This is a genomic window from Candidatus Saccharibacteria bacterium, from assembly GCA_016789455.1.
Taxonomy (GTDB): Bacteria; Patescibacteriota; Saccharimonadia; order Saccharimonadales; family Saccharimonadaceae; genus CAIJKY01.
Genome location: JAEUQU010000002.1, coordinates 1,224,795 through 1,247,731, shown reverse-complemented (window position 1 = coordinate 1,247,731; position 22,937 = coordinate 1,224,795). Strand labels below are relative to the sequence as shown.

The window sequence follows — 22,937 nt, the reverse complement described above, 5'->3', positions numbered from 1 at the left end:
AAAACAATAATTAAAATGTTTATACAATACGGAGTGTTACAATTAAAGTACTGACTATGATAGATTACCTCGACCAACTACTTCCGATTTCAACCCAGCGGCTGATTAAAAAGAGTGCCATCCTGATTTACCAAGGTGAGGTACCGCGCCAAGCGTACGTCCTGCTTGAAGGTGTCGTCAAAGTCTACCGGCTTGATAAGTTCGGCAACGAACAGATTATTAACTTCCACGTCGCCGGCGACGTCTTCCCGGCCACCTGGGTCTTTGGCAAGACCTCGAGCGCCCTCTTTTACTATGAGGCCCTGGAAGACGCTAAGATCCTGACCATCGAGCGCTCGCGCTTCATGGAAATCGCCGAGCGCGACCCCAAGATCCACAACTACCTGTTTGACAGCTTCATCAGCAACTACACTGCCCTGCTGTTGCAAATCAACGCCCTGGAGCAGTCCCGTGCCACCGAAAAGATTGCCATGATGCTCTACTACCTGATGTTCCGCTTCGGCAAAGAGGGTAAGCCAGGCGAGTTCACCATCGACTTCAAGCTGACGCACACCACCTTGGGCAACCTGGTGGGCCTGACTCGTGAGACGACCAACGTGGAGCTGACCAAGCTGCGCAAGAAGGACATCGTCAGCTACGAAAACTCCAACTTCACCATTTACCGGCAGCCGCTGGAGCAGTTCCTGGGGAGCGAGAGCTTCTTGGATTTGGGGCTGAAACGGTAGCCAACAGGCGCGCCGGGCAGCGGATGCCCGGCATGGAAAAACCGGCACCAGGCCGGTTTTTTAGACACAGGTGCTACCGTGGTTACACTTTTTCGGTTTCGAGTGTCGAGCCGACCAGGTCGAGGATTTCTTTTGGCGAAGCCCAGGCCTTGAGAATGTAGCGGTCGGCACCAAGTTTGTAGGCCTCGTCGATTTCGGCCTGCATATCGTAATTGCTGAAGACGATGACTTTGACGTCGGGGTGCTTGTTGAGCAGCTGGTATTCGCGCAAAAAATCGATGCCGGTCATCACGGGCATGCGCAGGTCAAGCAGAATAAGGTCCGGCTCGTACGCTTCGGTCTTATCCAAGGCGTCCTGGCCGTTGCTGGCGACTTTCACGTCGTAACCGGCTTGGTCGAGGAGCGTGTAGTATGCTTCGGAAAGGACAGTTTCGTCTTCAACTATAAGGATGGTTTTGGGGGGAGTCTTCTTCATCATCGTCGATAGTACCGTATAGGCTTGATAGTAACTATGAGATATCTTACAGATAGCTCACGCGTGAATTATTTGTTCCGTGGAACTTGGACTGTAAAAGTCGAGCCTTGGCCGACTTTCGAATCCAACGCAATACTACCATCATGCAGTACTGTCAGGTGTTTTGCAAGGTATAGCCCGACACCGGTGCCGGTTACCTGCTGGCTGCGCTCGTTGGGAATGCGCGAGAACTGCCTGAATAGCTGGCCGTGCATACTGCCGTCGATGCCGACGCCGGTGTCAGTAAAGGCGATGCGATATTCGCCGTCCTTGCCGCGCGCAGTAGTGATGGTGACGGTGCCGCCGGGGTTGGTGTATTTGATGGCGTTGTTGAGCAGGTTTTCAAAGACCATCCGCAGCATGTGCTCATCGGCGCAGATGGGCGCCTTGCGCAGGCCGCGGTATTTGACGGTGACGTCGCCCTGTTTGGCGGTGGATTGTTGCTCGTCAATGACGCCGCGCAGCATCGGGACCATATCGAACTCCGTCTTGGCCAGGACGATGCGGCCCGACTCGATCTTGGCCAGGTAGAGGATGTCGTTGATGACATGCAGCTGGCGCTCGTTACTGTCGTACGCCCGGGCCAGCATCTTCTTCTGCTGGGGCGATATCTTGCCGGCGAAGCCCTGCAGCACCATGCCCAAGTACTGCTTGACGCCGGTCGCCGGCGTGCGGAGCTGGTGCGAGGCCAGCGATAGCAGCTCGTCCTGGGCCATCTTGATACCCCGCTCTTTTTCGAGCAGCACCCGGTGCTGGCGGGCGCGCAGCGAGAAGAGGGTCAGCAGGAACAGGACTGCTGATATGATCGTGCCGCCCAGACCGATAACCAGCGGTGCGTATGATTCGGTGCGGGAGACGAGGCTGGTCTCATCGTACGAGTAGACATAGGTAAAGGTCCGGCCGAACAGCGTCTCATGGTGTGTCAGTTTCGTGCCGCCGCCACTGCCCGGGGAGGTATATACCAGGTGTGCGTCATTGACCGTGCCGTCATATATCCGCAGTTGGAAATGCTCATATTCATTATCCTTCAGCACCTGGTCGAAGAACCGCTGCGAGAAGAAGGCCAGAAAGACATGGCGGCTGATGGTGGCTTGCCGTTCCTCGGGCGTGGCCGGGATGGCCGGGGTGTCGTAGACCGGGGCATACATGATGAAGGCGGCACGGGAGTCAGGCCTGAGTGATGCGGGGTCGGCCAAAAGTTCGAGCCGCTCGCTGAGGATGACCGCCCCCTCACGCGTCGACTGGTCGATGGCGTGCTGGCGGGCTGGGAAATTGTAGCCGTCAAAGCCGACGCCCTGCATAGCCAGCTCGGTCCGCGGCTCGATGTATTCGGTCGGGTTGACGCGCGGCCGGTCGCTGGCGGGATAAACATGGATCGGACGGCCATGCTCCTGTGACATAGCGGCTTCGAACGCCGGGATTGCTTCACGCGGCAGATTGCGCGTCGTGCCGAAGGCATAGATGGCCGGCAGATTGTTGTGCAGGTTGTAGTTGGCAACGAAGCTGCCCCAGCCATTAGCATCGACCGGCGCCGAATTGATGCGGCCGATACCGCCGTACAGCAGCTGGGCGTAGGTAGAAAGACGGTTGGCCACTTCGGCGCTGTCGTCTTTGACCCGCTGCTGGATGGTCTGCTGGCGCGCCCCGTTCAGGCTGGTCTGCGAGGTGATGGCGGCGACTGCGGTCAAGCCCAATACCGAAAGCATCAGTAGTGACGGAATCGGCAGCAGCTGGAACCAGGAATCCTGATCAGGCTGACCGCCGGGCCGCATCGTCAGCCAATGCTTAAAACGGTTCAGTATGCCCTGTAACATTGATTGCGATTCCAGCGATTCTGATAGTGTCCGGTCATTCCCCTCACTATAGGAGTAACGCTTGCAAGCGTCAAACCATCCTCCCCTGTTGCGTAGCATTTTTCACGCACCGGTTGGCGGCATTTCTGCTATACTAACAAGACATTAATGGCCATTTCTACACAAGCAAGAACTCAGCCCATTGGCCTGCCGGAGACTCAGGCTGCGGTCGCGAGCACCCTCCAGGCTTTCTTTGACTGTCACATCGCCCAGGCGGCACAGATCGATCCGGCCTATCAGGCGTTATGGCAGACGCTGGAGAAAGTCAGCTTTGATGGCGGCAAGCGCATGCGGCCATATCTGATGCTGCTGGCCTTCCAGGCGTTCAACCCGGGAACGGTGCGGCCCATCATCCCGATTGCCGCCAGCCTTGAACTGCTCCACATCTCTATGTTGATACACGACGACGTCATCGACCGGGACGACATACGCCACGGCCGGCCGAACGTTTCCGGCAGCTATCTCAGTCGCTACGCTGCCTTTGTGCCCGATGAGGCCAACCGCCGGCATTACGCCGATAGTGCCGCCATCCTGGCGGGCGACCTGGCCCTCTCCAGCGCCTATCTGCTGGCCGGCGAGGCCAAGGTGAGCGAGGCGCAGCGCCTGCTGGCACAGCGGCTGCTCGGCGAGGCCGTCTTCAACGTGGCCGGCGGTGAACTGATCGATACCGAAGCTTCTTTCCTGCATGATAGCGCCCCTGATCCCATGACTATATACCGCTACAAGACCGCCAGCTATTCATTCGTCTCGCCATTGACCGTCGGCGCCCGCCTGGCCGGAGCCGACGAGACCGCCGTCATGCAACTGCGGCAGTTCGGACTGCTGCTGGGTATCGCGTTCCAATTGACCGACGACCTGCTGGGCGTCTTTGGTAACGAGGCCGACACCGGCAAGTCAACCGTCGGTGATATCCGCGAAGGCAAACACACCTACCTGGCGGCACAGACCCGCCAGCTCTGCCCGGCCGCAGACCGGCAACAGTTCGATGCCCTCTACGGCAAGCAGGATCTGACCGAAGAGGAGGCTCGGCAGGTACGCACCATCATGGAGCGCAGCGGCGCCCGCGCCCGGACCGAAGCCGCTGCCGACGACCATGGCCGCCAGGCTGCAGAAATTCTGCGCGGCATCGCCATGGATGAAGCCATCCGGCCGCCGCTGGAAGAACTGATTGTCAGATGTACCCGGAGGAGCTACTAGATGGAACTTTACGATCGGGTGTCACAGGATATCGCCCGCCTCACCATGTTGCGCTATTCAACCTCGTTCGGCCTGAGCAGCCGCCTGTTTGATGCCGGCATGCGCGGCCATATCTTCAACGTCTACGGGCTGGTGCGCATCGCTGACGAAGTGGTCGATACCTACATGGGCGACGATGCACCCGGGCTGCTGACCGAGCTGGAAACGCAGACGTACGCCGCTCTGAAGTCCGGCTACAGCACCAACCCCATCGTCCACGCCTTCGCGCTGACGGCGCGTGAATACGGCATCGGCCGCGACCTCATCAAACCGTTCTTTGCCAGCATGCGCATGGATCTGACGCCACAGCACTACGACCACAAGCTGTACCGGCAGTACATCCATGGATCGGCCGAAGTCGTCGGGCTGATGTGCCTGAAGGTATTCGTCGGCGGCGACAAGGAGCAGTATGCCGAGCTGGCTCCCGGTGCCGCCCGCCTTGGCGCTGCCTTTCAAAAGGTTAATTTCCTGCGCGATCTGGCCGCCGACAGCCAGGACCTGGGCCGTTTTTATTTCCCGGGCTATACGCTGGCCACCTTTGACGAAGAGGCTAAGCTGGCCGTCATCGACGATATCCGCCAGGATTTTGCCGAAGCTGTGCCGGCCCTGCGCCGCCTGCCCCGCACTGTCCGCCGCGCCGTCGGGCTGAGCGCCACGTACTATCTGGAGCTATTGCACAAACTTGATAGTACGCCGATCGAGGTCATCAAGCAGTCCCGCCTGCGCGTCAAGCCGGGCCGCAAACTCGCCTTGATGGCCCAGGCGCTACTGAAGGAGCCGCGGCGATGACGCGCGGCGAGGTCCGTTCCGTAGCCATCATCGGTGCCGGCATCGGCGGGTTGGCCACCGCTGCCCTGTTGGCCAAAGCCGGCTTCTCGGTTGATATATACGAGCAGGGAAAGACGCCCGGGGGCCGCGCCGGCCTGCTGGAGGCTAATGGCTTCCGTTTTGATACCGGTCCGTCATGGTACCTGATGCCCGGGGTCTTTGAGCATTTCTACGAACTGATGGGCGAGGATATCAGCCACCATCTGCGCCTGCGCAAGCTTTCTCCCGCCTACACTGTCTTCTTTGAGCACGAACAGCCCGTCACCATCACCACCGACCAGGCCCGCGACGAAGCTACCTTTGAGGCCATCGAGGCCGGAGCCGGCGAGGCCCTGCGGCGCTATGTGGACCAAGGCGAGCAGACCTACCGGCTTGCCCTCAAACATTTCCTGTACAGCAACTTCTCCACCCCGCGTGATGTGATGAACAGGGAAGTGCTGCGCCACGGACCGGCCATGGCCCGGATGGCTGGCACGTCGATTGACCGCCACGTCGGCGGTTTCGTCCAGGACCGCCGCCTGCGCCAGATACTGGAATACCCGATGGTCTTTTTGGGCACCTCACCCTTCAGCGCCCCGGCCATCTACAGCCTGATGAGCGCCTTGGATTTCCGGGAGGGCGTCTACTATCCCGAGGGCGGTCTGTACGAAATTATCCGTAGTATCACCGCACTTGCCCAAAAAGCCGGCGCTCGTCTGCACTACGGCAAAGAGGCGACCGCCATCACCCACACGGGCAACAGGGCAGGGGGCATCACCTTCGCCGATGGCAGCCAAACGGCGGCCGACATCATCATCAGCAACGCCGACCTGCATCACACCGAGACCCGCCTGCTCGACCGCTCCGCTCAAAGCTACCCCGAAAAGTACTGGCAAAACCGTGAAGCCGGCCCCTCGGCTTTGCTGCTCTACCTGGGAATCAAAGGTAAGCTGCCCCAGCTCAGCCACCACAATCTGCTATTTGTCGATGCCTGGCGGCAGAACTTTGAGGCCATTTACCGCGACCGCACCTTCCCCGACCCGGCCTCCATCTATCTCTGCAAGCCAAGCGCCACCGACAAGACCGTCGCGCCCAAGGGCCATGAGAACGTCTTTGTGCTAGTTCCCTTGCCGCCCGGCCGCATCCCTTCGGACAAGGAGCAGCACCAGCTGGTTACCACGTATCTGCGACAGATTGCCAACATGACCGGGATTCCCGACCTGATGGAGCGCATCACGTACCAATCAGTCTTCGGCCCGGGCGACTTCAGCCGCGTCTTCCATGCCTGGCAATCCACCGCCCTCGGCCCTTCGCACCTGTTGCGCCAAAGCGCCATGTTCCGCACGCCTAACCGCAGCCGCAAACTGTCGAACCTGTACTATGTGGGTGCCGGTACGACACCCGGCGTCGGCCTGCCAATGTGCCTGATCGGCGCCGAGCTTATCTACAAGCGCCTGGCTGGCGACCACCGTGGCGGTCCCGTCGACGCCATCCGTCAGGTTGGCAGGGAAGGGGCATAGGCGGTAAGGACCATGGAACAGTTCTACTATCTTGGCAGCCTGCTCTTTTCCCTGGGCGGCCTTGCCTTGGCCGACTGGCGCTTCCGTCTGGCCTTCTTTGCTGACAGCCACCGCACTATCAAAGTCATCGGCATCGCCATGCTCATCTTCATCGCCTGGGACGCACTTGGTATCGTCGCCGGCATCTTCTTCCATGGTGATTCACCGTACGACCTGCCCTTCACCATCCTGCCTGAGTTCCCGTTGGAAGAACTGTTCTTCCTGTTCCTGCTGAATTATGTCACCTTATTGCTATACCTCATGGCGGAGCGGCGATGGCGACGTACCTCATAGCCAACCTGCTATTCATGGCGCTTGTGTTATTGCTGCTGCGTCCGCATCGCCATGGCCGGCCGCAGCTCGAGACCCTGATCATCATCCTGGTCATGACCGCCATATTCGATTCGTTGATCATATGGGCCGGCATCGTCGCCTATGACCCCGGTAAGATTTTGGGCGTGAACATCGGCCTCGCTCCAATAGAAGATTTCATGTATGCCATCCTGGCCGTCATCATAGTGCCAGCCTTATGGCACAGAATAGGGAAGAGTCATGTCTGACACCATTAAGCAGCTGTTCGTCATTTCGCGGCCCATCTCGTGGGTCAATACCGCCTACCCTTTTGCGGCCGGCTACTTAGCCAGCGGGGGCAGGGTAGACGCCCTGTTAATCATCGGGACGCTCTACTTCCTGATTCCCTACAACCTGCTGATGTACGGTGTCAATGACGTCTTCGATTATGAATCCGACATCAAGAACGACCGCAAAGGCGGATTGGAAGGGGCAGTGGCCGCCAAGCAGTCCCACCCCGTCATCCTGCGGGCCGCCCTGCTGCTGAACGTGCCGTTTCTTGCGGCACTGCTCTGGCTGGGCACTGCCCGCTCGGCCTTGGTGTTGGCGCTGGTTGTCTTCATGGTGGTGGCCTATAGCATCGCCGGCCTGCGCTTCAAGGAGCGGCCGTTCCTGGATTCCATCACGTCCAGCCTGCATTTTGTCGGCCCGCTGTTGTTCGCCCTGTCGCTGACTGGTTTTGGCACGGCAGTCTGGCCGTACGTCATCGCCTTTTTCTTGTGGGGCATGGCCAGCCATGCTTTCGGGGCCGTCCAGGACGTCATTCCCGACCGCCGTAGTGATATCGCCTCTATCGCCACCGTCATCGGCGCGCGCCGGACCGTCCGGCTGGCCTTTGGCCTGTACCTGCTCAGCGCCGCCCTGGTGGCGTCGCAGGGGATAGTGCCACTTGTCGTCGGTGTTGCAGGCCTGGCATACGCCGCCAACGTAGCGCCCTACCTGGCCATCACCGACAAGACGTCCGGACTGGCTAACGCCGGCTGGCGCCGCTTTATCTGGCTGAATTACGGCGTCGGATTCGTGGTGACCATGGCGCTGCTGTACAGCCTGCTGCGCTAGTGCCTACTTGGGCATCGTCACGACGAAGCGCGTCCCCTCGCCTATCTTGGAGAGCACATCCAGGCGGCCGCCATGCAGTTCGATGATTTCCTTGGACCAGTAGAGCCCCAGCCCGTTGCCGCCGACCGCCACTGATAACGGATTGGCGATACGCGAAAATTTCTTAAACAGTTTATCCAGATCCTTCTCGGCGATGCCTACGCCCTGGTCGGCAATCGTCACCCGCACCACACGCTCGCGCTCAAGGTCCTCGACAGTGATCTTGATAGTCTTTTTATCGTAGGAATATTTGCTGGCATTATCGATGATGTTGCCGATGGCCATTTCCATGTGCTCGGAATCGACGCTGACTTCCGGCTCGGCCTCAGGCAGCTCTACCTCGATCTTCTGATTGCGGTCCTCAATGACGCTATGCAGATCGTTCAATATATTACGGATCAGTACGCTGAACTTGAGCGGTTGTTTCTTAAACTCAATCTTTTTCAGATCGAGCCGCGACACCTTGAGGATATCGTTGACCGTCTTTATCTGCCGCTCGTTACTCTCATATGCCTTCTCCAAAAAGTTGCGCTGCTGGTCTTCCAGCGGCCCGACGAACCCCTGCAGCACCATACCTAGGTACTGCTTGACCGCCGTGGCCGGCGTCCGCAACTGGTGCGAGGTAAGCGCGATGAATTCCTCCTTGGAACGGTTTATCTCAAGCAGTTCGCGGATACGTTCAGTCTCAGTCTGCTTACGCTGGATGGAATAGCGCAGCACCCTGCCCAGCAGTTCGGCGTCAAAAGAGCCCTTCACCAGGTAATCCGCCACGCCGATACGCATCGCCCGGCGCTCGATCGCATCATCCCCCGCCCCGGTCAGTATGATGAACGGTTCTTCGCGGCGGGTCAGATTGAAAGGACTTAGCAGCTCCAGGCCGTTCAGGCCGCCCAGGCGATAATCAATCAGGTATGCGTCGTGCCGCTTGGCCCGGATCTCCGCCTGGGCATCCTCGGCCGTCGACACCCAGTGCAGCACGAACGGGCTGTGCGGCACTTTTTTGAGCATGCTTTTGATGATGAGGTAGTCCTCCTCATCATCGTCCACCAGCAGGATATCGAGTACTTCCTTACTTGCTTGGCTCATGAGCGCGTCCAGGCAACTCGACAATCTCGAACCAATACTTGCCGAGCGTCTGCATCACCTGGATAAGGTTATCGAACGTCACCGGTTTGGTGATGAACGAATTGACACCGAGCTTATACGTCCGGTAAATGTCTTCTTCAGCTTTTGATGTTGTAAATACAACCACAGGTATATCCTGCAGGTCAGGGTTGGATTTAATCTCTTTCAGCGCTTCACGGCCGTCTTTGCGCGGCATGTTCAGGTCGAGCAGAATGACCCCGGGGCGTCCGCAGGGGCTACCCCCTTCATACTTGCCGCGCTCCAGCAGGTAGTCAAGCAGTTCCTCGCCGTCCTTGACGCGGCACAGGGTATTGAGCAGCTTGCTCTGCTTCAAAGCTTTCTGGGTCAACAAGAAATCATCGTCATCGTCGTCGGCCATCAAAATCACAATACCGGCTTTCCCTGTCATATGCTTAACTCCTTATTTTCCAATGGTAACATAATAGTAAATTTCGAACCTTCACCGGGCACGCTGCTGGCAGTAATACATCCCCCATGCCGCTCCACAATCTTGCGGCAGACCGCCAGGCCGATACCCGTCCCTTCGTAAGCATCCCGGCCATGCAGGCGCTGGAAGACCGAGAAGATACGGTCCAGATACTTCTCTTCGAAGCCGATGCCGTTATCCGCCACCTCCAGCCGGATCATCTGCTGCCCCGTCCCGCCGTCCTGTTCCAGGCCGGCACTGACCTTTACCACTGGCGCTACGTCTTCACGGTGGAACTTCAAGGCGTTGCCGATCAGGTTTTGGAACAGCTGGCGCATCTGCAGCGGATCGGCCAGGATGGTCGGCAAGTCGCCCACCTCGACCACGCCCTCACAGCGCTCCACTCTGATCTGAAGGTCGTCCACCACCTCGTTCACCACGGTATTCAAGTCGACCTCCACCGGATCCTTAGCCTTGGTGGTCACGCGTGAGAAAGCCAGCAGATCCTCAATCAGCACGCTCATGCGGCCGGCCGCTTTTTTCATGCGGGTCAGGTAATCCCGGCCTTCGCCCAGCTTGTCGGCATATTCCTCGTCCAGCAGGTCGCCGAAGGCCTGGATCTTGCGCAGCGGCTCCTGCAGGTCGTGCGAGGCGACATAGGCGAAGTTTTCCAGCTCCTCGTTGCTGCGGCGCAGGCTGACATTGGCCTGGTTCAGCTGCTCGGTACGTTCCAATACCCGGGCTTCAAGTGTGTTGTTAATCTCGCGCAGCTGCTCCTCCAGCCGCCGCCGGTGCTCAATCTCCTTCTGGGCCTCGTTGTAGAGCTGGGCATTGGCGATGGCGAAGGAGATACGGCTGGCCAGCTCCTTGGCCATTTCAAAATCGCTATCAGTGTAGTGGCGGCGCAGCTCGGCGGAAATCAGCGAAACGGCGCCCGTCGCCTTGCCATTGACGATGATCGGCACTGTGATAGCCGAACTAAGGCCGAGACCGCGCAACAGTTCCCGCTCCTTGGCGTCCGGCGTACTGGCCTCGATCATCGCGTCGGTGATGACCGGGAAGATCTGTGCCGTACACTCACGCACCACCAGCGCCGTGCCGTTCGTCGGGTCGTCAAGCGGAATGGGCCCGCGCTGCTTGTTCAGCTCCTTGGCCCACTTTACCTTGGACGGATCGACGTGGGCGACCGCTACCTGCTCAAGCATGTTCTTATCATTCAGCATATGGACGGTCGCCCAGTCGGCGATGTTCGGCACCAGCAGCTTGGCAATGGTGTTAAGCGTCTTGCGGTATTCCAGGCTCGAAGACAGGGCCACGCTGGCCTGCGCCAGAAAAGTCAGGTTCTGCTCTGCCTGCTTGCGCTCGGTAATGTCTACCAGCGAGCCGGGGAAGCTGGATGGCTTGCCGTCGTAATCATACTCCACCTTGCCGCGGGCGATCACCCAGCGCACCGACCCGTCAGTGCTGATGGTGCGGTATTCGGTCTCGTACGGCTCGCCCGTCTTAATGGATTTCTGTATCAATTTGCCGACGCGTCCGCGGTCCGACCTGTGGATCGATTCCAAAAAGACCGGTATCGGCAAACCAGCTGCAGCCTTGTCCCGGCTGATACCGAACATGGCCGCCAGGTTGCGGTCGGCCACCACGACGTCGCTGGCGATGTCCCAGGACCAGGCACCGATCTTGCCCAGACTCAAGGCCTCGTCCAGTTGGCGTTGGGCCTCGGCCAGGCGCCGTGCATCGGTGATGTCCTCGGTGGCCTGGAAGACATAGAGCAGCTCCCCTGCCTCGCTGAAGACCGGGTAATGCGTCACGCCCCAGTACTTCGCCTTCATGACGCCGTGCTGGTCCTTCAGGTCGTAGCGCAGGTCGGGCATACTGTCCGGCTTGCCAGTGCTGACGACGCGGCGGATCGACTCAACCAGATCGCTGACGCCGGTTTTCAGGTACCGGTCAGAAGTATCAGGAAAAGCTTCCAGGAGCGGCCGGCCGATGACGTCCTCACGCTTGACCATGGCCACCTCGGCATGCGTCTCGCTTTCTTCGACAATCGTGAACAGCGGGTCATCATTGGCAAAGACAATGTAGCGGCCCGATAACGATTTGAACAAAGCTTGATAATTTTGCAGCGACATATCAGCCATGCGGCGGCACCCCTTGCGGTATTAGTAAATGTATCGTTATATATTGTACTCCTATTTATTGTGAGCCGAGGAAAATCCGCCTAGCGATATTCAACCGTGATTTTACGGGCAAGGCTGCGGGCCGGCCGGTGGTGGCCCTCCAGGGCTTCGATGGCCAGGATGATAGCTACCTCTATGAACAGCGCGGCATCAAACAGCTGCAGTTGGTAATTCATCGCCTGCACCAACGATGCACCCGCCAAGGCCACTGCTACAGCCAGCAGCAGGCTGCGCAGCCAGAGCGCCCTGGGCGGTTTGGTGCAGAGCAGCACTATCAGCATGGCGATGATGCCGCCGCGCAGACCGGCATACTCAGGTGCGGTACTCCCCAGCCACATCAAGGGGCTATCAGGGAAAAATACGCCGCTTATCAGCATGGCAGCCGTTATCACCAGGGTCAGCAGAATCATCAGTTGTTTCATAAATATTTCGTCTCCGTTTGCTACATAACAAACTTAACAGCACCGCAATTCGATGGTTGTGAACATTCTTACGCTGAAAGCATGGTGATTTCTACACGTACATTACCTCTGTATAACAGAGGGGCTTGTAACAGTTACGGATATAAGCATAAGTTAAATATCTTACAAGATAACTGTAAGCATCTTCATAGAACCTGCCCACAGGCTTGCTACGCTTAAAATGTCATTAATAAAAAGGAGGGGATGTACTTTTAAACCAACGCTAGCAATAACTGAGGAGGTGCTTATGGGAAGACATTTATTAAAGAAGACAAGCCTGATGAGCCTCGCCGCGTTCAGCAGCGCGCTGCTGCTCTCTGTCGGGACAGTATCGGCTACTTCGGGACTGAATTATAATCACTCGAAGTCATACAAGGTAGCCGACTACAAAGACCTTGGCAAGAAACACGGCATGCTGAAGCACGACTATCAGTGGAACAAGGATGACCACAAGGACAAGGAGAAGCACAACGACCACGACAAGAACTACGGCCACGACTATGGCAAGGTAGTCTCTTACGGTCACGGCGGCCACAGCGGCAATACCTATAACCATGCCAATAACTACGCTGATGTGGACGTTTACAACAAAGACCACGGCAAGCACTACGGCGGCGGCTGGGGCGGCTACGGCTATCTGCCTCATCTGCTCAGCTACGGCTCCAAGCGTGGTGGTATCGCCCTGACCGGCCCTGCCTCGTACAACCTGGTTGACAGCCGCGTCAGCAACAACTACTCCCTGTACAACCTCAACACCATCGGCATTTACAATAACAATGACCAGGTGGCGCGCAGCGGTAGTTCATCCAGCGACTTCAACACTATCGGTGGCGGTGGCGGCCGCACCGGTGATGCGGTCAACAAGGGCAGCAACGACGCCAATGTCTTCGTCAACAATGGCAGTGGCGGCAACAGCTTCCGGGCTTACAACAACGGTGCCGTATCGACTGGCGGCATCTTCCTGACCGGTCCGTTCTCGACCAACATCGTCCGTAACTCTGTCAGCAACGACTACCAGAAGACCAACGTCAATGTCGTCCGCGCCGACAACAGCAACAGCCAGACGGCAGCCAGCGGCAGCTCCAGCAGCGACTTCAACACCATCGGTGGCTTCGGCGGTCATGGCAATAGTGGCGGTAGCGGCTCTGGCGACACGGCCAACAAGGCCGACAACTCGGCCAACGTAGTCGTCGACAACAGTAGCAATAGCAACGGTTACTACCACGCGACCGGCAACACCGGCTACGGTGGAAGTGGCGGCTCTATCGGCATCACCGGCCCCGGCTCCTACAACGTCGTCTCCACTGATGTCCAGAACAACTACAGCGAGACCAACGCCAACATGATCGATCTCTCCAACCAGAACGATCAGTGGGCGCAAAGCGGCAACTCGTCCAGCGACGTCAACACCTTCGGTGGGTGGGGCGCTGGCGGTACCGGCGACGCCGTCAACAAGGCGGTCAACGACGCCAACGTCGTCGTGGCTAACTAGTCACTAGCACTACCGATTGCCAGTACCAGGCAGCAAGGAAAAGAGGGGTCCGCCACCCCTCTTTTCCCGTGTAAGCCCCCTGGTACTATTTCAGCGGATCATGCCCCCAGTTCATCAGCGAGTACCGCCAGCGCGACGTCTCCAGCACCTTCTTTTCCGGCCGCTGCGCAGTATGCCGCTTGATGTAGCCGCAGACCTTGCGCATCCGCGCCAGATCATCATCGTCCAGATCGGCCTCCGGCTTACCAAGCAGCGCAACGATTTCCCAGCCCATGGCGTGCCCCGTGGACTCACCGCCGGCCGGGCTGGTCTTTTTCTCATGCGTGGTGCCGATCTTGATTCCCACCGACTGCGATTCGTTAGTATCCAGCCAGGCTTCCATCTCGGCCACCGATAGGTTCACGAGCGTATGAAAGGTCTGGATGGTGTCATCCCGTCTGTCGTCCGTATTCGTCATGCCCTCCAGTATAACCTGTCGGCGGACATGCGACAGCGGGCTTATTCGTCTTCGCCGGTAGAAGTTTCTTCCGTGTCCGTATCAGCGTCGTCGGTGCCGCCGCCGTTCTGCGGCGCGTCACCAGTCGCGGTGCCGCTGCCGCTGTTGGCATCACTGGCCAGTTCGGCCAGACCGGCCACCAGTACCTTGGTGAAGGCAGTCATCTGCGGATAGCTGATGTGTTCAAGCGTGTCGTCAGTCGTGTGGTAACCAGGCGAGTCTTCATTACACTCCACCGCATAGGCCGACGGCATACTCTTATTCCAGAAGCTTATGGAATCGATGTCATCAGCGGAGTACGTGCCCATCTGCAAGGTCATATTGACACCGTATTTACTGTTCACTTCTTCCAGCTTGTCAGCCATGAACTTGTCGCGGTCGCTGTTGTAATTGTTGGCGATACATGGCTCGCCGCCTGCGGCGTAGCCCAGCATATCCATGTTATAGAGCCCTTTGAAGCCCTGGCTCTCGATATCATTGGCATAGACGACACTGCCTTCCATGCCCTCTTCCTCGTCATTGAAGCCGACGAAATCGATGTGCGACTTCAGGCACGATTGGTAGCTCTTAAGGACGCGGGCCGCCTCCATGACGATCACCACACCCGACCCGTCATCATCAGCCCCTGGCGCCACCGTTTCAGAGTCATCAGCAATCGAGTCGATGTGCGCCCCGGCCGTATACACCGTATTGCCGCTGCCCTGCAGCCGCCCGACCATATTATGAAGGTCGTAGCCGCCAGAAGAGAACGGCTGGTCAATGATGCTCAGCCCATAGCTGCTAAGTTGCTGCTTTGCCCAATCTACCTTCACCTGGTTCATCGGCGAGCTGATATGCCGTGAGCCCAACGAGTTCGGCGTCGGCTTGGAATCGTCCTGCACCAGCTTTTCCAGGTTGGCCTTGATCTTTGCCTCCGAGACACTGTCTACCAGCTGTTGAATCCTGGTCTGGCCGCAATCGCCCACCGGTCCGCCCGTGCCGGGATCGGGGGCGCTACCGCCACCAAAGACGATGGCCTTACTGCCGGATGCTCCGGGATCACTCGACGGCGTCAGGCCGTTTAGTGTCGCCTGCTCGGCCTCGCGGGCTATGCCGGCGCCAGCCGCCAGGGTCACCAGGATGGCGTAGGCCACGACCAGGAAGGACATCGAGAATGCCCCCGCCGTGATCAAGTTTCTCTGCTGGGCGGTCCGGACGGCAATCATAAGCTGCGGCCGTATCCGCCGATATTTTTACGGTTGTTTGTTGTTTGTGACATACCCCTCCCAGAGTTCCAAAATGTCTTGTCTTTTATACTACATCCAAACAAAACATAGCACAAGCACCATTCTCTCGCTATGAGCACTACAAGGTCAACGCCACAACAGTCATGCTACAGAGCTATCTATTGTAATTTATTCGTAAATATGCTATAATAGTATGATGCAGCAGTCATAGCTGCGCACCTCCCCCGACCTCCAAGGAAAGGACGTCCCATGACGCCCACGCCCGACACCCAGTCGACCCCTACCGGCAGCCTTCCCCACCGGGTGGCGCACCTGGTGGCTATCGGCGTAGCGACACTCCTGGCCATCGCGATCTTTTGGATCGCCCTCGGCCCCGATGCCGCACAGGAGCACGACGCCCACGCCGGCCACCAACCCACCCCGGCACCGTCCGCACCCCTGGCCGCGCAGGCCCCCACCCAGCCCAGTACCTGCACCGACAGCGAACGGGCATCCGCGGCCGGCACCGAGGCCGACCCACCCGGAGAGCTCTACCGCGAACTGCGCACCGAGCAGTTCGAGGAGCTCATCCTGCAGCCCGGTGGAAAGGGCGTCCTCCGCCTGCTCAACAACGACAGCCAGGGCCAGGCCTTCGGCGAGTTCGTCGCCCAGCTCAGCTACACCCACAAGCTGGACGGCGACGACACCGCGCTGGTCATCACGCTGGAAACCGCCCAGTACACCGCGGTGGCTCCAAACGGTCTCCGCCTGCCCAGCGATCCCCCCGAGGGCTTCGCCGGGCCGGCCTGCAGCCGCTGGTACCTGGTGTCCGACGCCAAGGGCCAGCCGGTGACCGAGGCCGTCGACGCCGAGCACCGCCAGAACAGCCTGCACGGCATGGTCTGGATCGAGTCGGCGTAGCCGGGCGGCCAAAAGGCCGCCGGTCGATGCCGGCGCGTCCGGGGAGGTGCAGTCCTGAGCGGCGGCCACGGCCGCGCCTCAGACGTGGAGCAGGGTTCGGCGCACATGCCGGCCCTGCTCCATGCCGCCCTCCAGTATTCTTCTACATATGGTTACTGCTTCGGCCACCAGGACGGTGGCTCTTTTAGTGGCTTTTGGTTGCGCTTCCGTACCTGCTGCAGCCAGCGGCGTACCCTGGGAAACCAATACGTCTTATAGATGAACCCGGCAAACAGGAAGAACAGGCTATAGAGGGCCAGTATACCGACCAGCGCTTCCAGCACGGCAAACTGTGCCACGGCGCAATAGGCCACCCTGGCCGCCACCGAAAGTCCCAGCACGACCAGCCAGCGGCGCCTGTCAGGCGTGCCATGCGTACCGCCCTTCTGCCATATCTCGTGCGACCACAAGAGCAGGATGATTGAAGCTATATTAAGAGCCATTGCCAACATACTGCAGCCTTCTCCTTTGCCCTGACGTTCTTCCTAATTCAACAATGCGACCGCGATGTTAAGACAGGTCGCAAAACACACCCACAGCAGGTACGGCACCAGCAGATAGGCTGCGTAGCGCCTGATCGGCCAGAACTCACGCATCGTCAGGATGATCATCACCAGCAGCGCAATGATGACCCCTACTCCCAGCCATGGCTGCTGCAGCCCGAAAAACACCAGGCTCCACAGCGCGTTCAGCGCCAGCTGGATCCCAAACGCCAGGTAGGCGTTGCGCTTGGAGTGCTTTGTCTTGGCCGACCAGACAAGATACAGGCTGATACCGATCAGCGTATAGAGCAGCGTCCAGACCGGCCCGAACACCCAGTTGGGCGGGCTGAAGAACGGTTTTTCCAACGCCTCATACCATGTGGGGATATTGGGGATGGTAGCCAGCGAACCGATGGCGGCGGCCGAAAATGCGACAGCCAGCGAGGCAATCAGCTTTGCCGGGTCGATGCGTCGCACCGAGGCTATTTCTTCTCCTTGTCAACGACTTTGATGAGCGCGGCAACGCCGGCCAGCAGAATGCCAAGACCTGCCAATAGGATGCCGGTTGCAGTCAGTGAAGCGCTTGTGTCCATAGTGTCTCCTTGTTGATGGTTGCTACTGTACAGTATAGCAGCCAGCTGACAGTTCGGCCTGCTTGAGCGGCCATTGCTTTATATATTCATATATTTTATAATTATCAAGTTCGATCAGACCGAAGACCGACAGACGACGGAAAGGACACCGCCATGAGCGGCTCTCCCAGTACAACCCTGACCCAGCAACAGCGATCGCGCCTCATCAATCAGGCCATGGGCCTGGTGGAGGGCACCCTCGGCGCCCACATGCGGGCGCACCAGCTGGGCGACCGCTGGCTGCTGCTGGCCCGCAGCTACGCCCGCAACCTGCTCACCGGCCGCAACGTCGCCGGCCGCATCCGGCTCGACAGCCAGTCACGGGACGTGGTGCGGAGGGCCGTGCACGAAGCCCGGATCCTGACCGACCTGCCACAGCCGGCCGGCTCCGCCAAGAAGCGCACGCCGCGGCGGACGAAGAAGCGGCGCAACTGACTCCGGTCGGCACTCCGGGTTCGCCACCCCGGTCCCTCATACAGGGGCCGGGGTTTTCCCTTTTCATGCCCGAAATTAAAAGCGCCCCTCCTGGCGCTTTTATCGCGTAAAAGCTGCCAGTCGGGGCCCGCGTCAGTAGCGCGGATGGGCCACAGGCCGGTTGCCCAGCATGTCACAGACGAAGCGCCACTGGCGCTGCGGCTGCAGGGCGAAGGAGATCTGGCATGCGGCAGACTGCCAGATGCCATCCTGCTTCTCGATGATGCAGTCCACCTGTACGTCCTCAAAGACGGCCGCCAGTCGCAGCGCCACCCTGACCGTCCGGGTCGTCTCGGTGGCGGATTGGGTCTGCACATCCACCCGCAACCAGCGGTTGCCTAGCTGTTCTCGGGTGGGCAGCGACGGATGTCGCAGACAGGCCTGCAGCACCGTCAGGATGAACAGGTCACTGTCGTCGATGGCGAAATCGGTCATGTCTCAACTCTCTTGTCATGGAGAAGGGGCGCCTGGCTGGCGCCCCGTGCTCACCTCTTGCCGGTTCTCTTACGATGGCGCCTGCGCGTGGGCCGGCCGGAACCGACCGGTGCCGCACCGCGCCCATCCAACACCGCCTGCCAGGCTTCTGGCAATTCGGCAGGACGCCGTCGTGCAGCAGCTGGTGCGGCCGTCTTGACTGTCGGTTGCAGCGTGGTCACCTCCTCGACATCCAGTTCCTGGAACTCACGATGGCCGATGACGATCGCCCTGGCCAGGATGAAGTAGCCGACCATGAACCCCGCCAGATAGACGAAGATATCGAACGGATCGATCTCCCCGCCCACAAACGGAATCGGCCCCACCCAGCGCGCCAGCAGCGGCGTGACAACCATCTCGTATACCAGACAGACCGTCAGTCCCACCAGCAGGCCGCTGCGCCAGGCGATGACCCGGCGGCTGAAGTTCTGCCGCATACCAGCCAGATTTTCACTGGGTCGCATACGGTGCAGCTTCACCCGCTGGTACAGCCAGGCGAACAGGATGGGGTACAGCAGATCGCCAGCGTGCCAACGTAGCCACTCCGGCCCCAGGCCGCTGTATTTCAGGCCGGCACCGATGGCGTAGGTGCTGGCCAGCATCGACAGGATGTAGAGCAGGCGGTAGCACTGCAGTACGTCCTTTCGCATCATCTCAAATGCGTCGGGCCGAATCAGGCACACCCACAGTCCAGCGAAGGACAGGAAGATGAACCAACGGATCTCGTCCACGGGGATCTCCTCGCAATTGATGGGAAGGTGGCAACTATACTATCCCACCTTCAACAAATATCGTCAATAAGAAATGCCGCTGGTTACTGCGCGCCCAACGCGTACAACCCCTGCATCTCCCCATCGCTCAGCGCTCGGTTGTAGATGCGGATATCGTCAAGCCGGCCGTCCAGCCAGTTGCCGGTGTTGTCGGCGATGCCGCCGCCGCCCAGATTGAAATTGGAGCCGCCATTGCTGTGGGCGCCGCCGCTGGCACTGGCGCAGACCGCTCCATCCAGATATTGCTTGATGCCGGAGCTATCATAGACGAAGTACGACAGGTGCCAGCCGCTATACGGAATGACACACGAGACAATCGCGCCGGGAATGTACATATTAAGCTGGTTATTGGCCGTGAAGAACATCTCCACATCATCATTCTGCCCCACAAAGCCTGCCCGGTAGGCCTGGGCCGTGCTGATATAGACCCAGCCGCCAATCGAGAAGCTGCCCGTCGTATTGCTGATGGGCTGCCCCGTGCCGATATACGAATTAGTACCGTTGAAGCTGTAGGCGCCATTGGCCGCCCCATCCTGCCCCGCCACACCGGTGACGTTATTGAGTGTGCCATTGAAACTGCCAGCGCTGTCATTGCCGTTACCATTGAGCCGCCACTGCGCAATCAATCCGGCGGCAGTAGGACAAGCACCGGCGCGCTGCCTGCGGTCATCCGAGGTCACCAGGTACGAGGTGTTGCCACTGGTGGATGAAAGGCAGTATGTATCAGTCGTAGCGCTATACACGTAGTTGAAGCTGTTGCCCTCACTGGCCGTCACCCCCACCGACGCCAGGGTCGACGGGTACGAGTTGCCATCCTGTGCCTTCCTGGCCTCCACCTGCTTGACGGCCCGTGAGACGTCGCTCTGAACCGAGGCCGTGCGCGCCCGCTCCTGCGCCGAACGGAATGAAGTGAAGGCGATGACCGCCAGGATGCCGATGACCACGATGACGATCAGCAGTTCGACGATAGTGAAGCCCCGACGGAGGCGGAAGTGGGACGAACGAGACATTATACGTTGCATTATAAGTGAGAAGCATGAGCGCTACAACCGGGACGGGCGGGTAAAAACCGTGCGGACATGACGAACCCCGCCTTTGCACCTCAGGAGGGGGCATTGGCGGGGTCACATCACTGTTCACTGGGAAGGGCGAGCAGCAGCGCCCAGGCCTCGGTGGCGGCGCGGCTCAGGTAGAACTGCGTCGCCTGGTCGGCTCCGAAACGCTCCACGAACCGCCGCATGGCTCCGCAGTTGAAGCAGATCTCCTTGGCCTGGCGGCCGTAGAGCTGCCCGCGCAGCATGAGCTCGTAGTGGAGCTCAGCCAGCAGCAGACGCGGAAGAGCGGCGACGTGACTGCCCAGCTGGTCCGGGTGGAAAGCCGTGGCGCCAGGACGGACCTGGTCGCGCCAGCAGATGACGCTGCCGTCGACGATCGGCTCGTACGCCGGAGTGGCCTGCGACTCCTCGCCGATGGCCAGCTGGCCCGGCTTGGGGCACAGCATGAAGCGGTCGGTGAGGTAGTAGTCGCGGCCAGTGATGACGTCGCGGCCGAGGATCTGGACGGGGGCAGTGGTGTTCATGTACAGGCTCTTTCAGCAGGAAAAGCGGCGATGTGTATATATAATTATAGCACAAGAGCTTCAAAATGTCAATATAGCACAAGCGCAATAGGCGCTCCCCAACCCTGTCAACCGACACGCTACAGGTAATTTGCCACGCGCACCGGCGCGCCCGCAGCAACCATGCCGGCAAAATCCATGGCGCTCATATCTTCCGGCAGAATATGCTCTTTCTTCGGGTCGATGAAGCCGTACTGCGACACCTCTATGGCGCCATGCGTAGTGGCGGCCAGATCGATCTTTTCGTAATCATCAGCATTTTCAATGTGGAAGAAAAACTCCAGCTGCTCCTGCGTGCCATCCATGAACTGCTGCACATACAGCAGCCGCCCGATCTTCGGCGCCACACCCGTCTCCTCAATCATCTCGCGGCGCAGGCCGGCCAGCAGGTCCTCGCCGTCATCCAGACCGCCGCCCGGCGTGCACCAATAATCGCGCTCCCCTTCCCCATGTTTCAGCTTCTGCGCAAACAGCTTACCGTCCTTGATGATGATGCCGCGCACACAAATTCTCCGGTGATACATACCGTTTCTCCTTATATACATTGTAGTGATAGTGGCGCTAGTGGTCCGGCTCGTCTGGACGTGTGCGCGTAGAGGATCCGTTTTAGTGCGGGATCTTAGTAACGATAGTATAGCATGGAATTTTGCACTAGCATGCGGGCAACAGCTGTCGCATGCTACGATATGGGCAGTGAAACGAACACACAAAAAGATGCTGGCCCTGTTAATGGTCGGGCCGATCGCCATATTTCTTTTGAGTGGCGTGCTAGCCTGGGGCATAGCACGCGCGCAACCGTTCAACATAAACACGATATTCCATCCTATCTCGAACACCGACCGTCTACAGTCTGTCGCCAGTAGCCAGGCAGTACCAGAAGGCTGGGTACGCAACGATAACGCTGCCATGAAGCTACGAGTCACCCATCCCTCGGCATGGAAATTTAGCATCATAAGTTCGCCTACGCCTACGGGTGCCATACTACATCAGACCGTACTGAAAGACGGCACTCGCAGCAATAAACGGTTCGCTGCCATTCTAGGAGCTGGCCGCGACCTTACCAGGGCAACCGGAGACTTTGAGCAATCTCACACAGGAGATGACCATGTCATCTCGCCTAAACCTGGCAGCTATAAAGTAGCCATTACGAGCCGAGATGAGTTTTTCCTTGATGGCCAGAAAGCAGTTCGCTATACATATGAAACCCGGCTCTCGTACCTAACCGCGGTAACGCGTTACATAACGTATTTCATACCACTTAATCAAAAGTATTACCGAGTTGAGATATCCGCAGATAACTTACCAGTTGATGATCTGGCCCTCATACGCCACATATCATCCTTAAATTGATTTACTCAGTATCTTTTCAGCAAGACCTGCTACACTATCTGCATCACTAAGATCGGAGACCCCACATGCACTGCCCCAACGACAACACCCTCCTCGTAATGACCGAGCGCCAAGGCGTCGAGATTGATTATTGCCCACAATGCCGCGGCGTCTGGCTCGACCGTGGCGAGCTGGATAAGATCATTGAGCGCGGCCAGGGTGCCGGCACCAGCCAGCACGGCTTCGCACCACAGCCCGGCCACCACCAGCAACCATCGCACCGTCCCACCCAGCAGCGGCATTATGATGATGACGATGACGACCATCACCGCGATTACCGCACCTACGGCCACGATTCCGACGAGCACCACCGCCGCAAGCACAAAAAGGAAGGCTTTTTGGGCGACCTGTTCGACTTTTAAGCGCTATGCACAAAGTACTAAAAAGGCCGGGCGCGCAAGCCCGGCTTTATTAGTGTTTGCTACGATTACTCGCCGCCCTCACTCGGTACGATGTTGTTCCAGCGCTCAATCAGATCGGTAATCGGCTTGAAGATGCCTTCGATGAACGTCAGGATCGAATTCAGGAACCCGATGATAGCATTGAATATATCCATGAAGAATTGCAGTATATCCATGGTTGTAGTATAACAGGTTTTTCTGAAAT

Annotated in this window: 28 protein-coding genes; 12 read left to right on the top strand and 16 right to left on the bottom strand. The window is 58.7% G+C overall.

Going from position 1 to position 22,937, the window contains the following annotated elements; genetic code table 11:
- Positions 1-56: 56 nt before the first annotated feature.
- Positions 57-725, top strand: coding sequence for a Crp/Fnr family transcriptional regulator (locus JNJ66_07645; protein MBL8160299.1), 669 nt, complete (start codon positions 57-59; stop codon positions 723-725).
- 82 nt (positions 726-807) lie between these two features.
- Here the strand turns inward: JNJ66_07645 and JNJ66_07640 are convergent, their stop codons facing one another.
- On the bottom strand, positions 808-1,200 hold the full coding sequence (locus JNJ66_07640) for a response regulator (protein ID MBL8160298.1): 393 nt from the start codon (positions 1,198-1,200) through the stop codon (positions 808-810).
- A gap of 68 nt (positions 1,201-1,268) precedes the next feature.
- Positions 1,269-3,053 carry a CHASE domain-containing protein gene (locus JNJ66_07635; protein MBL8160297.1) on the bottom strand — a complete coding sequence of 595 codons (1,785 nt, stop codon included), beginning with the start codon at positions 3,051-3,053 and terminating at the stop codon, positions 1,269-1,271.
- Between the two features lie 147 nt (positions 3,054-3,200).
- On the opposite strand from JNJ66_07635, the gene JNJ66_07630 reads away from it, so the two are divergent.
- Genes JNJ66_07630 through JNJ66_07605 form a run of 6 tightly spaced genes read left to right on the top strand, consistent with a single transcriptional unit; the run spans position 3,201 to position 8,104 of the window.
- Positions 3,201-4,289: a polyprenyl synthetase family protein gene (locus tag JNJ66_07630; GenBank protein MBL8160296.1), complete on the top strand. Its 1,089-nt coding sequence runs from the start codon at positions 3,201-3,203 to the stop codon at positions 4,287-4,289.
- On the top strand, positions 4,290-5,117 hold the full coding sequence (locus tag JNJ66_07625) for a phytoene/squalene synthase family protein (protein MBL8160295.1): 828 nt from the start codon (positions 4,290-4,292) through the stop codon (positions 5,115-5,117).
- A complete protein-coding gene (gene crtI / locus JNJ66_07620; GenBank protein ID MBL8160294.1) occupies positions 5,114-6,655 on the top strand; it encodes a phytoene desaturase in 1,542 nt (513 codons plus the stop codon). The genes JNJ66_07625 and crtI overlap by 4 nt, the downstream gene beginning before the upstream one ends.
- 12 nt (positions 6,656-6,667) lie before the next feature.
- Positions 6,668-6,988, top strand: a complete 321-nt coding sequence (locus JNJ66_07615) for a lycopene cyclase domain-containing protein (GenBank protein ID MBL8160293.1) — start codon at positions 6,668-6,670, stop codon at positions 6,986-6,988.
- Positions 6,970-7,254, top strand: a complete 285-nt coding sequence (locus JNJ66_07610) for a lycopene cyclase domain-containing protein (GenBank protein MBL8160292.1) — start codon at positions 6,970-6,972, stop codon at positions 7,252-7,254. Before JNJ66_07615 ends, JNJ66_07610 begins: the two co-directional genes overlap by 19 nt.
- Complete coding sequence (locus JNJ66_07605) at positions 7,247-8,104, top strand: prenyltransferase (protein ID MBL8160291.1); 858 nt, start codon at positions 7,247-7,249, stop codon at positions 8,102-8,104. The genes JNJ66_07610 and JNJ66_07605 overlap by 8 nt, the downstream gene beginning before the upstream one ends.
- Before the next feature lie 3 nt (positions 8,105-8,107).
- Here JNJ66_07605 and JNJ66_07600 read toward each other — a convergent pair whose 3' ends face one another.
- From JNJ66_07600 to JNJ66_07585, 4 genes are all read right to left on the bottom strand, one after another.
- Positions 8,108-9,229, bottom strand: coding sequence for a response regulator (locus JNJ66_07600; GenBank protein ID MBL8160290.1), 1,122 nt, complete (start codon positions 9,227-9,229; stop codon positions 8,108-8,110).
- Positions 9,213-9,677, bottom strand: coding sequence for a response regulator (locus JNJ66_07595; protein ID MBL8160289.1), 465 nt, complete (start codon positions 9,675-9,677; stop codon positions 9,213-9,215). The genes JNJ66_07600 and JNJ66_07595 overlap by 17 nt, the downstream gene beginning before the upstream one ends.
- Positions 9,674-11,839, bottom strand: coding sequence for a PAS domain-containing protein (locus JNJ66_07590; protein ID MBL8160288.1), 2,166 nt, complete (start codon positions 11,837-11,839; stop codon positions 9,674-9,676). Before JNJ66_07590 ends, JNJ66_07595 begins: the two co-directional genes overlap by 4 nt.
- Positions 11,840-11,919: 80 nt before the next feature.
- Positions 11,920-12,300 carry a hypothetical protein gene (locus tag JNJ66_07585; protein ID MBL8160287.1) on the bottom strand — a complete coding sequence of 127 codons (381 nt, stop codon included), beginning with the start codon at positions 12,298-12,300 and terminating at the stop codon, positions 11,920-11,922.
- Positions 12,301-12,619: 319 nt separating this feature from the next.
- Here JNJ66_07585 and JNJ66_07580 point away from each other — a divergent pair, with 319 nt between their 5' ends.
- Complete coding sequence (locus tag JNJ66_07580; protein ID MBL8160286.1) at positions 12,620-13,831, top strand: hypothetical protein; 1,212 nt, start codon at positions 12,620-12,622, stop codon at positions 13,829-13,831.
- Between the two features lie 85 nt (positions 13,832-13,916).
- Here the strand turns inward: JNJ66_07580 and JNJ66_07575 are convergent, their stop codons facing one another.
- A complete protein-coding gene (locus JNJ66_07575) occupies positions 13,917-14,288 on the bottom strand; it encodes a DUF3140 domain-containing protein (GenBank protein MBL8160285.1) in 372 nt (123 codons plus the stop codon).
- Between the two features lie 41 nt (positions 14,289-14,329).
- Positions 14,330-15,532 carry a M28 family peptidase gene (locus tag JNJ66_07570; protein MBL8160284.1) on the bottom strand — a complete coding sequence of 401 codons (1,203 nt, stop codon included), beginning with the start codon at positions 15,530-15,532 and terminating at the stop codon, positions 14,330-14,332.
- Positions 15,533-15,802: 270 nt separating this feature from the next.
- On the opposite strand from JNJ66_07570, the gene JNJ66_07565 reads away from it, so the two are divergent.
- Positions 15,803-16,453, top strand: a complete 651-nt coding sequence (locus JNJ66_07565; GenBank protein ID MBL8160283.1) for a hypothetical protein — start codon at positions 15,803-15,805, stop codon at positions 16,451-16,453.
- 152 nt (positions 16,454-16,605) lie between these two features.
- Here JNJ66_07565 and JNJ66_07560 read toward each other — a convergent pair whose 3' ends face one another.
- On the bottom strand, positions 16,606-16,944 hold the full coding sequence (locus JNJ66_07560) for a hypothetical protein (protein ID MBL8160282.1): 339 nt from the start codon (positions 16,942-16,944) through the stop codon (positions 16,606-16,608).
- 33 nt (positions 16,945-16,977) lie between these two features.
- Positions 16,978-17,451, bottom strand: coding sequence for a tryptophan-rich sensory protein (locus JNJ66_07555; GenBank protein MBL8160281.1), 474 nt, complete (start codon positions 17,449-17,451; stop codon positions 16,978-16,980).
- Positions 17,452-17,720: 269 nt separating this feature from the next.
- On the opposite strand from JNJ66_07555, the gene JNJ66_07550 reads away from it, so the two are divergent.
- Positions 17,721-18,041, top strand: coding sequence for a hypothetical protein (locus JNJ66_07550; protein MBL8160280.1), 321 nt, complete (start codon positions 17,721-17,723; stop codon positions 18,039-18,041).
- A gap of 132 nt (positions 18,042-18,173) precedes the next feature.
- On the opposite strand, the gene JNJ66_07545 is transcribed toward JNJ66_07550, so the two are convergent.
- From JNJ66_07545 to JNJ66_07525, 5 genes are all read right to left on the bottom strand, one after another.
- Positions 18,174-18,515, bottom strand: a complete 342-nt coding sequence (locus tag JNJ66_07545; protein ID MBL8160279.1) for a hypothetical protein — start codon at positions 18,513-18,515, stop codon at positions 18,174-18,176.
- Positions 18,516-18,565: 50 nt separating this feature from the next.
- Positions 18,566-19,285: a hypothetical protein gene (locus JNJ66_07540; protein MBL8160278.1), complete on the bottom strand. Its 720-nt coding sequence runs from the start codon at positions 19,283-19,285 to the stop codon at positions 18,566-18,568.
- A gap of 83 nt (positions 19,286-19,368) precedes the next feature.
- Positions 19,369-20,334 carry a prepilin-type N-terminal cleavage/methylation domain-containing protein gene (locus tag JNJ66_07535; protein ID MBL8160277.1) on the bottom strand — a complete coding sequence of 322 codons (966 nt, stop codon included), beginning with the start codon at positions 20,332-20,334 and terminating at the stop codon, positions 19,369-19,371.
- Positions 20,335-20,453: 119 nt separating this feature from the next.
- Positions 20,454-20,903, bottom strand: coding sequence for a hypothetical protein (locus JNJ66_07530; GenBank protein ID MBL8160276.1), 450 nt, complete (start codon positions 20,901-20,903; stop codon positions 20,454-20,456).
- 119 nt (positions 20,904-21,022) lie between these two features.
- The gene (locus JNJ66_07525; GenBank protein ID MBL8160275.1) at positions 21,023-21,466 is read right to left on the bottom strand and encodes an NUDIX domain-containing protein; all 444 of its coding nucleotides are present in this window, start codon (positions 21,464-21,466) and stop codon (positions 21,023-21,025) included.
- A 169-nt stretch (positions 21,467-21,635) separates the two neighbouring features.
- Here JNJ66_07525 and JNJ66_07520 point away from each other — a divergent pair, with 169 nt between their 5' ends.
- Together JNJ66_07520 and JNJ66_07515 are read left to right on the top strand one after the other, a co-directional pair.
- The gene (locus tag JNJ66_07520; GenBank protein MBL8160274.1) at positions 21,636-22,292 is read left to right on the top strand and encodes a hypothetical protein; all 657 of its coding nucleotides are present in this window, start codon (positions 21,636-21,638) and stop codon (positions 22,290-22,292) included.
- A 65-nt stretch (positions 22,293-22,357) separates the two neighbouring features.
- Positions 22,358-22,693 (top strand): zf-TFIIB domain-containing protein, encoded by a 336-nt coding sequence (locus JNJ66_07515; protein ID MBL8160273.1) that lies wholly within the window; start codon positions 22,358-22,360, stop codon positions 22,691-22,693.
- Positions 22,694-22,758: 65 nt separating this feature from the next.
- On the opposite strand, the gene JNJ66_07510 is transcribed toward JNJ66_07515, so the two are convergent.
- Positions 22,759-22,908 (bottom strand): hypothetical protein, encoded by a 150-nt coding sequence (locus JNJ66_07510; GenBank protein MBL8160272.1) that lies wholly within the window; start codon positions 22,906-22,908, stop codon positions 22,759-22,761.
- Positions 22,909-22,937 lie beyond the last annotated feature (29 nt).